Annotated in this window: 11 protein-coding genes and 1 pseudogene; 7 read left to right on the top strand and 5 right to left on the bottom strand. The window is 60.1% G+C overall.

The genetic code is table 11. From position 1 onward, the window contains the following. The coding region (locus tag G113_RS13600) for a DEAD/DEAH box helicase (RefSeq protein ID WP_005904411.1) at positions 1-1,910 on the top strand (1,910 nt) is incomplete at its 5' end. Between the two features lie 192 nt (positions 1,911-2,102). Here G113_RS13600 and G113_RS13605 read toward each other — a convergent pair. The 5 genes and pseudogenes from G113_RS13605 to uhpT form a co-directional block, all read right to left on the bottom strand. Beyond that, positions 2,103-3,003, bottom strand: a pseudogene (locus G113_RS13605) (DNA replication terminus site-binding protein). A gap of 81 nt (positions 3,004-3,084) precedes the next feature. After that, entirely contained in the window at positions 3,085-4,431 is a 1,347-nt protein-coding gene (uhpC, locus tag G113_RS13610) for an MFS transporter (protein WP_040319231.1), read from the bottom strand. A gap of 24 nt (positions 4,432-4,455) precedes the next feature. Continuing rightward, positions 4,456-5,973 carry a signal transduction histidine-protein kinase/phosphatase UhpB gene (uhpB, locus tag G113_RS13615; protein WP_005904417.1) on the bottom strand — a complete coding sequence of 506 codons (1,518 nt, stop codon included), beginning with the start codon at positions 5,971-5,973 and terminating at the stop codon, positions 4,456-4,458. Next, the gene (gene uhpA / locus G113_RS13620; protein ID WP_005904419.1) at positions 5,970-6,560 is read right to left on the bottom strand and encodes a transcriptional regulator UhpA; all 591 of its coding nucleotides are present in this window, start codon (positions 6,558-6,560) and stop codon (positions 5,970-5,972) included. Before uhpA ends, uhpB begins: the two co-directional genes overlap by 4 nt. Positions 6,561-6,809: 249 nt before the next feature. Beyond that, positions 6,810-8,216, bottom strand: a complete 1,407-nt coding sequence (gene uhpT / locus G113_RS13625; RefSeq protein WP_005904421.1) for a hexose-6-phosphate:phosphate antiporter — start codon at positions 8,214-8,216, stop codon at positions 6,810-6,812. A 726-nt stretch (positions 8,217-8,942) separates the two neighbouring features. Between uhpT and G113_RS13630 the strand changes: the two genes are divergently transcribed. The 6 genes from G113_RS13630 to G113_RS13655 form a co-directional block, all read left to right on the top strand. Further along, on the top strand, positions 8,943-9,152 hold the full coding sequence (locus tag G113_RS13630) for a DUF1127 domain-containing protein (protein WP_005904423.1): 210 nt from the start codon (positions 8,943-8,945) through the stop codon (positions 9,150-9,152). Between the two features lie 265 nt (positions 9,153-9,417). Next, complete coding sequence (gene astE, locus G113_RS13635; protein ID WP_005904425.1) at positions 9,418-10,440, top strand: succinylglutamate desuccinylase; 1,023 nt, start codon at positions 9,418-9,420, stop codon at positions 10,438-10,440. 239 nt (positions 10,441-10,679) lie between these two features. Beyond that, positions 10,680-11,774, top strand: a complete 1,095-nt coding sequence (gene pdhA, locus G113_RS13640) for a pyruvate dehydrogenase (acetyl-transferring) E1 component subunit alpha (protein WP_005904428.1) — start codon at positions 10,680-10,682, stop codon at positions 11,772-11,774. Next, complete coding sequence (locus G113_RS13645) at positions 11,767-12,753, top strand: alpha-ketoacid dehydrogenase subunit beta (RefSeq protein ID WP_005904430.1); 987 nt, start codon at positions 11,767-11,769, stop codon at positions 12,751-12,753. Before pdhA ends, G113_RS13645 begins: the two co-directional genes overlap by 8 nt. A gap of 94 nt (positions 12,754-12,847) precedes the next feature. After that, on the top strand, positions 12,848-13,948 hold the full coding sequence (locus tag G113_RS13650; protein WP_005904432.1) for a dihydrolipoamide acetyltransferase family protein: 1,101 nt from the start codon (positions 12,848-12,850) through the stop codon (positions 13,946-13,948). Positions 13,949-14,156: 208 nt separating this feature from the next. Then, a partial coding sequence (locus G113_RS13655) for a cold-shock protein (protein ID WP_040319232.1) occupies positions 14,157-14,306 on the top strand: 150 nt, incomplete at its 3' end.

A 14,306-nucleotide genomic window follows, 5' to 3' on the forward strand; every position in this document is an offset into this window, starting at 1 on the left:
TCTACTGGCTGCGGGACTTGGCTGAGGAGAAGCGGGAGGCCCAGAGCCTGCGTAACCAGCTGCCCATCGACTTGCCCGGTACCGAATGGTTGTTGCAGGGGGAGCAGGCACTCTCCCTGGTCAATGCCCTGCCCGAGCTGGTGGAGCAGCAGATACGCATCCACTGGCATCAGGACAGCGCCCGCCTCAAGAGTCTGGATGAAGCGGCCCTGAGCCTGCGTATCGAGCGGCGCCAGGATTGGTTCCAGGTTGAGGGCAGCCTCAGTCTGGATGAACACGAAATCCTGGATCTGAGACTCATTTTGCGCCAGTTGACCCCGGGCCAGCGTACCGTCCAGCTCGACGAGCAGACCAGTCTGGTGCTGAGCGACAAGCTGGTGGAGCGGCTCACCATGCTGGGGGCCATGCTCGACGAAGAGCAGAGGGTCAACACCCGGCTCGCCTATCCGCTGACCCGCCTGCTCTCGGTGATCAGCACTCAAGGGGACAGCGCCTGGCAGGAGTTGCAGGCGGAGTGGCAGCAGGGGGTGGATTGTCCCCCTGAGCTGCTCACTCCGTTGCGGGATTATCAGAAGGATGGGGTGCGCTGGCTCGCGACGCTGGCCCATCACGGCTTTGGCGCCTGCCTCGCCGATGACATGGGGCTGGGCAAGACGCTGCAGGCTCTCATCGTGCTGCGTATGCGCCAGCACCTGGGCCCCGCCCTGGTGGTGGTACCCAAGTCAGTGGTCACCAACTGGCAGGAGGAGGTGGCTCGCTTCGCCCCCGAACTGGAGGTGGTGACCTTCGAGCCGGGCATGGACAGAGAGGCGCAGATCGCCGAGGCCAGGCCGGGTCAGCTGGTGCTGGTCAACTACGGCATGCTGGGTGGACTGGCCGCGGCGCTCAAAGGGCGTCGCTGGTCAAGCATGGTGCTGGATGAAGCCCAGCAAATCAAGAACGCCGGTACCCAGCGTGCCAAGTTGCTGTTCCAGCTCGATGGCGATTTTCGTCTGGCCCTGTCGGGCACGCCGATCGAAAATCATCTGGGGGAGCTGTGGAGCCTGTTTACCTTTATCAACCCGGGGCTGCTTGGCAGCCTGGGCGAGTTCAAGCGTCGCTTCGGCAAGGCGGTGAAGGATCCGGAGCATATGGCGCTGCTGCGAGCCGTGATCAGCCCCTTCATCCTGCGTCGCCTCAAGCAGCACGTGTTGACCGAGTTGCCGGACAAGACGGAGATAGTGCATCATATCAGCCTGTCGGCCGAGGAGCGTCAGCTCTATGAGGCGACCAGGCGCGAGGTGGTGCAGCAGGTGCAAAGTGCCGATGGCCGCGCCCTGATGCACGTGCTGAGCGGGCTGACCCGGTTGCGGCGTCTGTGCTGTTCCCCTTCCCTCATCATGCCGGAGTGGGCCTATAGCAACAGCAAGCTGGACGAGGCCATGGCCCTGCTTGGCGAGGCCATAGACAACGGTCATCGGGTGCTGGTGTTCAGCCAGTTCGTCGACTTGCTTAGCCTGCTGCGCGAGCGCATTGGCAAGCGAGGCTGGGATTACTGCTACCTGGATGGTGGTTGCTCCGCCAAGTCGCGTCAGGAGTCCATCCTGAGATTTCGCAACGAGCCGGTACCGCTGTTTTTGATCAGCCTGAAGGCGGGAGGGACGGGTCTCAACCTGACCCAGGCCGATACCGTCCTGCACCTGGATCCCTGGTGGAACCCGGCGGTGGAGGATCAAGCCAGCGATCGGGCCCACCGCATGGGTCAGACCCAGCCGGTGACCGTCTATCGCCTGGTGTGCGAACAGACGGTGGAGGAGAAGATAGTGGCCCTGCACGACGAAAAACGCGCCCTGGCCGATGGTCTGCTCAGCGGCCAGTCCGAGGTAAGAGGGCTGGACGTGGAGAGTCTGCGTGCCCTGTTGATGGGTTGATACTCGCCTCCTTTCCTGCCGATCACGCCCCTTCTCCCAAAGAGAAGGGGCGTTTTTATGCCGCCTGTTGTTTGCTGCCTGGCAGAATGCCAAGCGGCCCGAGTCGCCGCTCCTCTCCCTTTTCATCTGGTCAGCGGGTTGCTGGGCCGCCTGGTTCCGGCTTGCGACTCGAGCCCTAAGGACGGAACAACCTTAGCCAAGAGGCTCATATACATAGAGATGCATCCTGTCGATGAGGAGGCGTTCGCCCCCTTTGCGATCCCGCCTGGGCTGGCGCAGCTTGGGGGGAGTAGTGACCGAGGGGCTTGATGAGGGGGGCGCTGTCGGTGCAGAGCAGCAGTGGCAGGCTCGCCTTTATCTGTTGCTTGCTCGGTTCGCGATCGCGCCACAGCAGGTTGACCATGGGGTGAGTCTTGACCGGGCGGCGGATCCGCAGCTGTGCGTCGGCAGGCAGGCGACGGATGTCGTACACCTCCTGATCCACCATCTGCTGCCACTGCGACGGGTTCGACAGCATGGGCACATAGTGACGGCTGCGTTCGAGCATGGCGATCACCTGCTCCCGGCTCAGGCGGCGGATGGTCTGCTTGTCCGCCCAGGTGAAACCGAGGGAGTGCAGCTCCCCGCGTAACAGGCTGAGCTGGCGATATATCTGCAAGGTGATGACCCCGGGCAGGGCGTTGTGGACCAGCTCGAACTTCTCATCCCGCCCCCCCGCTTGTTGCACCTGAGCCTTGAAGCCTTGCTTGCAATGATTGATCTCCTCCACCAGGGTGCTGATCTGCGCTGCGCAACTGGCGGGAAAACGCAGCCAGCCAGGCAGGCGTTGAGTGGACTTGGTCGAGCAGCCAGGGCGGGCGCCATGGTATTGATAAGCGGCAATAGCCGCCTCGCGGGCGGCCTCACCGCAAAGCTGTCCCACCGTTATCTGGCTGATGGGATCATGCTCCTGCCCTTGCAGCACAGGAGGCAAGGGGTAGACCTGTGCCTCCAGCAGGGGCAGCTGCTTGAGCTGTTCTGCCAGTTCGGCCAACAAGGTTTCCAGTTCACTCATCTGCTGGCGCAAGGCGGCTTTGGGGGTAAAGGTCTCCATGGTTCAACTCTCGGTCACGTAGGGGGCGAGCAGCCAGGTGCTCATCATAAGATTGCTGTATAAATAAACAGTTATCTTGTGTCAACTGTTACCGAGCAGGGGAGCAGTGCCCTGTTGGCGAGGAGCCTGGGCTTTCAGGAACGGCAGCAGCAACAGAGCCGAGACTCCGGCCGCCACTGAGATCACCACGAAGAAGCCGTTCCAGTGCCAGATCTCCATGATTTTGGCCAACGGATAGCCCGACAGCGCCGCCCCCATGTAGGCGAACAGACCGACGAAGCCGGTGGCCGCTCCCGCCGAGTTTTTATGGGAGCACTCCGCCGCCGCCATGCCGATCAGCATCTGGGGGCCGAACACGAAGAAGCCGATGGTGAAGAAGCAGGCTGCCTGCATCACATAGCTGAAGAAGGGCATCAGCCACAGCGACCCCACCGCCAGCAGTATGCCCACCGCGAAGATGAGGTTCATCGGCCCCCGGTTGCCGTTGAACAGCTTGTCCGATCCCCAGCCCGCCACCAGGGCACCGATAAAGCCCCCCACCTCGAACATGGAGATGACGGAGTTGGCGCTCATCAGATCGAAGCCGCGCTGCTCCGTCATGTAGAGATTGCCCCAGTCATTGATGGCGGTGCGCACCACATAGACCAGTACGTAGCAGCAGGCCAGCAGCCAGATGTAGGGGTTGCCGAGCACGTATTTGCGCAAGATCTGGCGATGGGAGAGCCCCGCATCCTGGGTCTGCTGGGCGATTTCCAGCGCATCCTGGCGCCACTCCCCGACCGTGGGCAGCCCCATGGCACTGGGGGTGTCCCGCAGTCGCCAGCACAGAAAAAAACCGGCCAGGATGGCGATCACCCCTGGCACTATCATGCCGTAGCGCCAGCCGTGCTGCAGGGCTATGGTGCTGACGATGAGCGGGATCAACGCCCCGCCGACGTTGTGAGCCGTGTTCCAGGCCGACCACCAGACCCCCCGCTCGCTGCGGGAATACCAGCTGGTGAGCAGCTTGGAGCAGGGGGGCCAGCCCCAGCCCTGAAAGAAGGCGTTGGCAACCCAGAGCGCCGCAAACAGCCAGAGGGAGGATGACAGGCCGAACAGTATATTGATGACCCCGGTGGCCATCAGCCCCAGCCCCATGAAGTAGCGGGGATTGGCCCGGTCGCTGATGATGCCGGAGAAGAACTTGGAGCAGCCGTAGGTGAGGTAGAACAGGGTCCACAGCATGCCGATGTCGGCTTTGCTCAACATCCCTTCTGCCAGCATGTCCGGCATGGCGAAGTTGAAGCTCTTGCGGGTGAAATAGAAGACGGCGTAACCCAGATACATGGTCAGCAGCAGGTGCAGGCGCCAATGGCGATAACAGGCGTCTATTTCTGCCTGATCACGGATGAGCGGCTGGGGCGGCGCGCTTTTCATAAAGTTCAACATAAGATTCGGCTCGCAAGGGGTTGGTTATGCATGGCGATCTTCCCGCTTGCGCCAGGGCAGGTTGAGGGTCAGCTGGGTGCCGTGGATGCAGGAGAGCTGCAGGCTGCCACCCAGCGCCTGCACCCGCTCGCGAATGCCGAGCAGGCCATAACCCTGGGGCGCCTGTTCGGGAAGGCCGCAGCCGTCGTCTTCCAGTTGCAAGTGCAAGCGATCTTCTTGTCTATGGGCCCGAATTCGGACCGAGCTGGCATTGGCATGTTTGACCACGTTGTTGAGCCCCTCCTGGCAAACCCGAAACAGGGTGACCCGCTGGGCGTCGGAGAGCTCCTCATCCGCCAGTTGCCACTCGAGGCGGGTGACGATGCCGTGGCGTTCCAATTCAAGCTCACGCAGCAACCCCCGCACCGCCTGCTCCAGACTCATGTCATCGAGCTGGCGGGGTCGCAGCCTGCCAAGCAGGCCGCGCACCGCATCGTAAATACCCAGGGAGAGCGTATCGATGAGGGCACTGCTCTGGCCGACCCCGGCATTGTCCGGTGCGAGCCGCTGCGTTATGCCTGCCTGAGTGCGAATGGCGGTAATGGTCTGGCCTATGTCGTCGTGCAGCTCGCGGGCCACCTCCTTGCGAATGCTCTCCTCGGTTTCCAGCAGCCGCTCTGTGAGTTGACGGTTGTGGGCAAGCTGGCGGGTCAGCGCCTGGTTGAGCTCACGTTGACGCTGGATGCCGGCCCCCAGCAGCAGGCCGGTCAGGCTCTGGGCCAGCAGGGAGAGCAGTAGATCCAGTGGATGCTCGTGCCAGGCCTGACTCGCCATCAGTGCCACCGTGTTCATCAGGGTAGCAAGCAGAGCCCCCTGCCAGCCGTAACGCCAGGCCATGGCCATGATAGGGATGGCGAGGCAAAACGGCGTGAAGCGCACCAGGGAATCCGGCAGGCCGAGCTGCAGCCAGAGGCTCAGCGCGAACAGCAGCAGATACCAGACCAGATGGCGAAAGCGCCAGTCCACCGGCTGATCCACCAATGCGGGCCCCAGCGGCACCCAGGTCGCGCGGGTGAGGTAGTGCCAGATCAGCATGCAGGTGGAGGTGAGGGTCAGGCCGCCGGTCAGGGTGAGCAGCAGGGCGGTGAGGCCATCTTCCCCGGCCAGATGCCAGAGCAGGGATTGCAGCAGCGCCGCCGTCGTGACGGTGGCGAGCAATACCAGCAGTTGCTGCCAGTCGTTGCGTACCTGCTGGCGGCGGGCGATGAGCAGCGGCAGCAGGGTAAGCAGGCTGCCTGCCTGAATGAGCGGCCATTGCGGCAGGCCTATCTCCTGATTGAGCCAATAGAGCAGCAGGGATTCACACAGCAGCAAGGGCGGCCAGTAGGCAAGGGGGCTTTGCAGCAACAGACCCAGGCGCAGGCCGAATGGAAACAGCAACACCGCCAGCATGGGGGTGCCTGCCAGATGCAGGCTGATGCTCCACAGGCAAAACCAGCCGGCGGCAAAGATGAAGCTGGCCGCCAGCGCGATGGCGACATAGCTGGCAAACCGGGAGATCACCAGCTGTCCAGCATGCGGTGGGCCAGCTCCACGTTGTTGCTGACTTTCAGTTTGTCCATCAGGTTGGCGCGGTGCACGTGGATCGTCTTGGGGGAGAGGCCGAGTTGTTCGGCGATGGCTTTCACTTCCAGCCCCCGCGCCAGCAGCTGCGCCACTTCCCGCTCCCGATTGGTGAGAGGGTCCTGGCTGTTGCTGGCGAGTTTGTGGGCGATATCCGGGGTGAGGTAGCAGCCGCCGTGGGCCGCGGTGCGTACCGCGGCGATCAGCTCGTCGGGGCTGCAGCGTTTGGAGAGAAAACCTTTGGCGCCAGCCTGCAGTGCCTGCTCGATCAGCGCCGGACTGTCATGGACCGACAGCATCACCACGGCGAGGCCTGAGGGCAGCAGCTTGAGCAACTCGAGCCCGGATTGATCCGGCATCGAAATGTCGCAGACACAGAGTTGGGCTCCGCAGCCGGGCAGCCCTAGCAAGGCATCACGGGCCGAACCAAACTCGGCCACCACCTGAAGATCTGGCTCCAGGTTGAGGAGCTGCGCAAAACCGGAGCGGACTATCTGGTGATCGTCGATGAGGGCAATCTTGAGCATGGGGCCCGCCTCCTGGTGGGGTCTGTATGTGGCATATCTCTAGCAATGGTGTCCGGCAAGGATAACAGCCAAGGCGTCCCAGAAAGGGACGCCTTGGCTGTGCGCGGGGTCACGGCGATGAGCAGATACATCTGCTCAGGGAGGCATTAAACACTAGCGGCGCCCGGTGACCAAGCGTTCAGTGGCTAGCCGCTCATGCTTGCTCGGGCTGACGGCATCGCCAGCCCGGTTGCACCTGCTGATAGTTGCTTAGGCTGACTGGGTCGCCAGCTCGGCAGCTTTCAACTCGCGCTTGATGCGGCGGATCTTGCGCTCTTCGGCCACGGCCACGCAGGCCATCAGCACCAGGCAGGCGGCGGCGGCCATGTCCAGCGCCGCGAAGGTGCCGTCCCAGCCGGTCAGGCCGAAGATGGGAGTGCCATCGGCTATCATGCCCAGACCCAGCTTGGCGAAGCTGTCACCGATGAGGTAGGCGAAGGTGCCCTTGACGCCATCGGCCACGCTGATGCCTTGTTTCGGCACGAAGCCCACGGCGGCGACGCCGATCAGCAGTTGCGGACCAAACACCAGGAAGCCCAGGGTGAACAGGGAGCCCAGGAACATGAACTGGGTGGTGGCGTGCTGGTAGAGACCCAGGGTGGCGATGATCAGTGCCAGTGCCACGCAAGCCACCAGACCGCGACGACCGTTCGCCAGATCGGAGAGGTAGCCCCACATCAGGGTGCCGACCAGGGCGCCCACTTCGAAGAAGGTAAAGCCCTGAATGGCTATCTCCTTGGAGAAGCCCAGCTCCTGGTGAGCGTAGACGGTGGACCACTGATCGATGCCGATGCGCACCACGTAGAGGAAGATGTTGGCAAAGCAGAGCAGCCAGATCACCTTGTTCATCAGCACGTACTTGACGAAGATCTGACCCTTGGTCAGCTTCTGCTCCTCGGTGGCGATGTCCTCCTCGCTGGCGACTTCGTCAAACAGCTCCTCCACCTTGCCCAGACCATAGGCTTCCGGTGAATCGCTGCCAAAACGCAGGCCGATAAAGCCGACCACCAGGGCTATCATGGACGGGAAGATGAACATGCCGAGCACGTTGCCATCAAACAGGTAGTTGGCACCGAACAGCGCCACCCCGGCCGCACCGGCCCCGCCCACGTTGTGGGAGAGGTTCCACATGCCGAGATAGGTGCCACGCTTGTTGCGGGGGGTCCATTTGGTGATGGTGGAGTAGCTGCAGGAGCCACCACAGCTCTGGAAAAAGCCGCTCAGGGCATAGAAGAAGATCATGAAGTAGAGGCTGAAACCCGTGCCGCCCATGCTGGCACTGAAGCCGAGCATGCACAGAGCTGAGAGGATCAGCATCAGCGGCAGGAACTGCTTGGTGTTCTTGCCATCGGCATAGTAGGAGACCAGCGTCTTGCCCACCCCGTAGGTGATGGAGAAGCCAAGGCCGATCATGCCGAGCTCGGTCATGGAGAGACCGTACTCCTGGATCATGTCGTTTTGCGCAATGTTGAAGTTCTTGCGGATCAGATACATGGTCAGATAGCCAATGAATACAACCAGATAGGATTGCATAAACGGCTTGAACCAGAGCTTGCGCCGGGCTGCGACCGGCAGATCCAGGGTCGGCACCCGGACCTGTTGGAGAAATTTCAACATCTTCGTTCATCCTCTGCGAGATAGACGGTATTTCCGCCGCGCCCCTCACTTTTTGGTTGGTGTCAGAGGTCACGCCACGGAAAGGAGAACAGAAAGAGGTTGGAGTGTGCGCCTCGCTCTCCTGTCGATTGAACCCATGCCCTAACCTGCGCGACTGCGGCGGTTGGGTCACTACATCAGGTAGCCTGACTGTAATGAGGCGCGGCACAAATGGCGTGAGAGCCATCCCTAGTGGGCTTAAGAAAATTTCCTAGTTTGGCCGTCGCTGCATGGGAATCGTGAGGTGAGTCACACGGGGAAGCGGAGGGACCATATTGGGTGTTTGTCCCGGCGCAGTATTGGCCCAGGCTGATAAATGGAGTGGAGATCTTGTGGGCGCGGGTCATGTAATGAAATTGTTCAATTGTTATTTTTAGAAACACCTGGTTATCATGTTTCGATCATTTGGTCGGGTTCACGGAAATAGGTAAACTCTGCGCCATGACAGGTATTGCATAAGCTCAAATATAAAGTGAATAGTTAACCCGGCATTTAAAAGCACAATCTGCTGTGGGTGCTGAAGAAGACGTTTGTTTTTTTATTTTTACTTTTTAATCAATAGTTTAGTGTTTTTATTTGTTGGCTTTCTTATATTACTTTTACTAATGCGTTGTATCAAAATTCGTCAATTGAGACATAGAGATACAATGCCTAAGCTTGCGGCAACTAATTAAGAGGAGCCGCATCATGGCCAACATGACTTATACCCAAGCCGGTTATCAGCAGTCCAGCGAACTGAATCTGGTTGCTCGTGCCAAACAAACTTTCCTGACCTGGTTGGAACGTAGCCGCAGTCGTCGTCAACTCTCCGAGTTGCCTGCTTACCTGCTCAAAGATATCGGCCTGAACGAATCCGATCGCTATCAGGAGACCACCAAGCCGTTCTGGCGTGGTTGATTGACCGGGCACGGATGCCTCGTTTTTCTTCCGCCGGCCAATAGTGCCAACAAGAGCCTCTCTGCCATATCCTCCGCACTCTGCTAGCATCATCCCCCTTCTTGCCGTTTCTGCTCAGAATTACTCCTTTATCCCTTGTCTCTGCATCCTTTCCTGCCCCTCTTGCATTGTTATGCTAATGGTTGAATTTGTTTAAAAAATTGTTTTTAAGCCAAAGCGCTCCCGTATAATCGGCGCCATCGACACTGACAAGATGGTGAAACGGATGATCCCTCAACATGATTTCCTGGCGCTGACCCGCCGTCACGAATGGCAGCTCGATCCCTTCTCCTTTTCCCTGGCCGATGGGGCGCAGGCACAGGTGTGGGATACCGGGGTGCTCTGCATCGAACCGGCCAGCCAATTGCGCGCCGAGCCGCTCAAGGAGATAGTGCTCTCCTGCGGTATACATGGTAACGAGACGGCCCCCATCGAGATCTGCAATCAGCTGCTCGGCAAGTTGCTCAGTGGTGAGCTGAGTGCCCGTCACCGGGTGTTGTTCCTGTTTGGCAATCCGGCGGCCATGAATCTGGGGGTGCGCGAATTGGAAGAGAACATGAACCGGCTGTTTAGCGGCGCCCACAGCAAGGGGGTGGGGCTGTGCAACAGAGAGCGGATCCGCGCCATGCGTCTCGAGCAATATGTGTCCCGCTTCTACTCGCATCCCGGGGCCGAGCGCCTGCATTATGATCTGCATACCGCCATTCGCGGCTCCCGTCACGAGAAGTTTGCCGTTTATCCTTTCCCCCATGATCGCCCCTACAGCCAGGAGCAGATCCGCTTCCTCGGCGCCTGCGGGGTGCGCACCATACTGCTCTCCAACGGACCAACCACCACCTTCAGCTATTACAGCGTCCGCCACCATGATGCTTACGGCTTTACGGTGGAGCTCGGCAAGGTGCGTCCCTTTGGCGAAAATGACATGACCCGCTTCATCGAGGCCAGGCAAGCACTGCAGGAGCTGGTGTGCGAGGCGAGCGTGACGCTGGAGCCCTGGCGGCCAGAGGATTTCAACATCTTTGCCATCGATCGGGTGATCAACAAGCGCAGTGCCGATTTTCGCTTCCTGTTTGCCAGCGATGTCGACAATTTCACCGAATTTCCCCAAGGGTTTGTCTTGGCGGAAGATGGGGCGCTGCGCCATGTGGTGGAGAAAGAGCGGGAAGCCGTGGTATTTCCCAATGCCAATGTGGCCATTGGCCAGCGAACCATGCTGCTGGTGGTGCCAACCCGGCTGTGGGATGCCTGATCCCGTAAAGGTGAGTCCCCTAGACAGGGACGGGCCTAGCGGTCATATGATGGAAAAAGGAGCCGAGATTGGCTCCTTTTTTGTTGCCTGCGCGCCAGACCAATTGGCTGCTTATTGAGCTAAATAAAGAGGATATCGCTGGGGTTATTTGCTTTTGCCACATTGCGCTTTGGTTAACATCTTGTTTACATTTTAAGGGTCGCCGCAGGTGGTGACGCAACCACGGCAAGGAGCCAGTTATGACCCATGTCGACATCCCTTTCCTTCGTTACCTCGATGAGGAGGGGCGCCCGGTCGCCACACTACCGACCTGGCTGGACAAGGAGCTGCTGCACACTTTCTATCGCAACATGGTGATGGTGCGCAGCTATGACAAGAAAGCAATCGCCCTGCAACGCACTGGCAAGTTGGGGACCTTTCCCTCTCATCTGGGGGCCGAGGCGGTCGGGATCGGCGTTGGCCTAGCCATGCAGGCCCAGGATGTCTATGTGCCTTACTACCGCGACATGCCCACCCTGTTCGTGCGCGGCGTACCCATGGAGAAGAATCTCCAGTATTGGGGGGGGGATGAGCGGGGCAGCGTCTTCAACAAGCCAGATGGCACGCCATCTGAGGACTTGCCCATCTGCGTGCCCATCGCCACGCAAGTGACCCATGCCTGCGGCGTGGCGGCGGCATTCAAGCTGCGTAACCAGCCCAGGGTCGCCGTGGTCACCATAGGGGACGGCGGTACTTCCAAGGGCGATTTTCTGGAAGGGCTCAACTGTGCCGGTGTCTGGCACCTGCCCATGGTGATGGTGATCAACAACAACCAGTGGGCGATTTCAGTGCCACGCAAACTGCAATCTTCCGCGCCGACCCTGGCCCAGAAGGGCCTTGGTGCCGGGGTGCCCAGCATTCAGGTTGATGGCAATGATGTACTCGCCGTCTACGATGCCACCTTGAGCGCGGTGGAACGGGCCCGCGCCGGCAAGGGACCCACCCTGATCGAGGCCATCAGCTACCGGCTCGGCGACCATACCACCGCCGATGATGCGACCCGCTACCGCGATGCCGCCGAGGTTGAGGCTGCCTGGGCCAAGGAGCCGGTCAAGCGATTGCGCCAGTTCATGGCAGAGCGAGGCTGGTGGGACGAAGCTCAGGAGCAGGCTCTGCTGGCCGAAGCCGCGAAGGCAGTGGATCTCGCTGTTGCCGCTTATGAGTCACTGACGGCGCAACCGCCGGAGTCCCTCATCGATTACCAGTTTGCCGAGCTGCCCCAGGATTACCTTGGTCAGCGTCAGCGCATCATCGACAAGGCCATGGCCGGGCAGGGAGGGCGACACTATGAGTGACATGACACTGCTCGAGGCCATCAATCTGGCCCTGCATCATGAGATGGCGCGAGACCCGGATGTGGTGGTGCTGGGGGAGGATGTGGGGGTCAACGGCGGGGTGTTTCGCGCCACCGTTGGTCTGCGTGACAAGTTTGGCTTCAAGCGGGTGATCGATACCCCGCTGGCGGAAGGACTGATCGCCGGGGTGGCGGTCGGCATGGCGACCCAGGGACTCAAGCCGGTGGCCGAGTTCCAGTTTCAGGGCTTCATCTTCCCCGGCATGGAGCAGATCATCTGTCAGGCGGCGCGGATGCGAAACCGCACCCGGGGCCGGCTCAGTTGCCCCATCGTCTATCGCTCTCCTTATGGCGCAGGTATCCACTCCCCGGAGCATCACAGCGAGAGCGTGGAGGCGCTGTTTGCCCATATTCCCGGCTTGCGGGTGGTGATCCCATCCAGTCCCAAGCGGGCCTATGGTTTGCTGCTCTCGGCCATTCGCAGCCCGGATCCCGTGATGTTTTTCGAGCCGGATCGTATCTATCGCGCCATGAAATCCGATGTGGTGGATGACGGGATCGGGTTGCCGCTGGATGTCTGTTTCACCTTGCGCACCGGTCATGATCTGACGATTGTGGCCTGGGGAGCCTGTATTTTGGAGGTGATGCGTGCCAGCCAGGCGCTGAGTGATGAGGGCATCCAGTGCGAAGTGCTGGATCTCGCCACCATCAAGCCCCTCGACATGGCGAGCATACTTGCCTCGATACGCAAGACCGGCCGCCTGCTGGTGGTCCATGAGGCGTGCGGCAGCTTCGGGGTGGGTGCCGAGATAGTGGCCAGGGTGACGGAAGAGGCCTTTACCAGCCTCAAGGCGCCTCCCAAGCGACTCACCGGCGTCGATGCCGCAGTGCCTTATTACCGCAATGAGGAGCACTACCTCATCACCGAACAGGATATCGCCCTGATGGCGCACCAACTGATGGAGAACAAGTGGCTATGAACTATTTCACATTGTGGTGCTCTGGCCGCCGAGCCCAAAAGAGCCATGAGATGTCTCAACGTTTGGTGATGTCCCTGCGGATGGAGAACTGGTCATGAAATATTTCAAGTTGCCGGACTTGGGCGAAGGGCTGGCCGAGGCGGAGATCGTGGAGTGGAAAGTCGCTGCGGGCGATGAGGTCAAGGTCGATCAGGTACTGCTCTCGGTCGAGACGGCCAAGGCGCTGGTGGATGTACCTTCGCCAGTCAATGGCATCATCGCTCGGCTCTGTGGTAAGGAAGGAGACATCTTGCATATAGGTGCCCCCTTGGTGGAGTTTGAGGGAGGGGAAGATGACGGCACTGTCGTGGGCAAGATGAGCAGCAGTCAGCAGCATATAGAGGATCACTTCGTGGCGGGGGTACTGGCGCCGGGTGGCCGCTTGGTGCAGGCCATGCCGGTGGTACGTCAACTCGCCCAGCAGCTGGGGATCGACATCAATGGTCTTAAGGGCAGTGGCGCCGGTGGTCTGGTGTTGGAGCTGGATGTACAGCAGGCATTCGAGGCACAGCAGGAGAGCGGCAACGAGTTTCTCAAGGGGGCTCGCCGGGCCATGGCCAAGGCAATGGAGCACTCGCATCGCACAGTGGTGCCGGTCAGCATCACCGATGAGGTCGATCTGCGCGCCTGGCGGGTCGATGAAGATGTGACAGTGCGTCTTGTCAAGGCGATCGGCGTCGCTTGCCGGGCCGAGCCATCGATGAACGCCTGGTTCGATGGTGAGACCTTGTCGCGACGACTGTTTACCGAGGTCAATGTGGCCATCGCAGTAGACTCACGCCATGGACTCTATGTGCCGGTGATGGAGAATGTGGCCGAACGCGAGCCTGCCGACATTCGCCAGGGGCTGGATCGCATGATAGCTGACGTCAAGGCGCGGGCTGTGCCGCGGGAGATGCTCCAGGGGGCGACCATCACCCTCACCAACTTCGGCGCCATCGCTGGTCGCTACGCCAGCCCGATAGTGACACCGCCTCAGGTGGCCATCATCGGGGCGGGGACACTGTTCGATAAGGTGGTGTTCGTGCAAGGGGAGGCCAGACCGGTCAGGGCGCTGCCACTGTCGATGACCTTTGACCACCGAGCCTGTACCGGCGGTGAGGCGGCCCGCTTCCTCAAAGCGCTGGTCAAGGCGCTGGAAGCCGCCACCTGTTAGGCCTTGTGCCCTGCCGTTGGCAGGGCACAAATATGTTTGCGTAATGAACAAAGCTACGTATAATCAGTCGAGCTTGAAAAAGGCAATATTTATGTTACTGAATACGATGTATTACATCCCCTTCTAGTGCCCATAAGTCATTTCCTCTTTTCGAAGCTTTATCCGCCTTTCAAGGCACGAGTAATTTTTGAATACAGGTTTAATAGATATGTCTAACATGATCACCGGTACCGTTAAATTCTTCAACGAAACCAAAGGCTTCGGCTTCATCCAGCAAGAAAATGGCCCGGATGTGTTCGTACACTTCAGCGCCATTCAAGGCAACGGTTTCCGTACCCTGGCTGAAGGTCAGCGCGTA

It is taken from the genome of Aeromonas molluscorum 848 (assembly GCF_000388115.1).
GTDB classification, from domain to species: domain Bacteria; phylum Pseudomonadota; class Gammaproteobacteria; order Enterobacterales; family Aeromonadaceae; genus Aeromonas; species Aeromonas molluscorum.

What these genes read in the sequence shown, in the direction of transcription:
- uhpC (WP_040319231.1), bottom strand. Translation starts at nt 4,431, where the DNA reads ATGTTGAACTTTATGAAAAGCGCGCCGCCCCAGCCGCTCATCCGTGAT.
- uhpT (WP_005904421.1), bottom strand. Translation starts at nt 8,216, where the DNA reads ATGTTGAAATTTCTCCAACAGGTCCGGGTGCCGACCCTGGATCTGCCG.
- pdhA (WP_005904428.1), top strand. Translation starts at nt 10,680, where the DNA reads ATGACCCATGTCGACATCCCTTTCCTTCGTTACCTCGATGAGGAGGGG.
- G113_RS13645 (WP_005904430.1), top strand. Translation starts at nt 11,767, where the DNA reads ATGAGTGACATGACACTGCTCGAGGCCATCAATCTGGCCCTGCATCAT.
- G113_RS13650 (WP_005904432.1), top strand. Translation starts at nt 12,848, where the DNA reads ATGAAATATTTCAAGTTGCCGGACTTGGGCGAAGGGCTGGCCGAGGCG.
- astE (WP_005904425.1), top strand. Translation starts at nt 9,418, where the DNA reads ATGATCCCTCAACATGATTTCCTGGCGCTGACCCGCCGTCACGAATGG.
- G113_RS13630 (WP_005904423.1), top strand. Translation starts at nt 8,943, where the DNA reads ATGGCCAACATGACTTATACCCAAGCCGGTTATCAGCAGTCCAGCGAA.
- uhpA (WP_005904419.1), bottom strand. Translation starts at nt 6,560, where the DNA reads ATGCTCAAGATTGCCCTCATCGACGATCACCAGATAGTCCGCTCCGGT.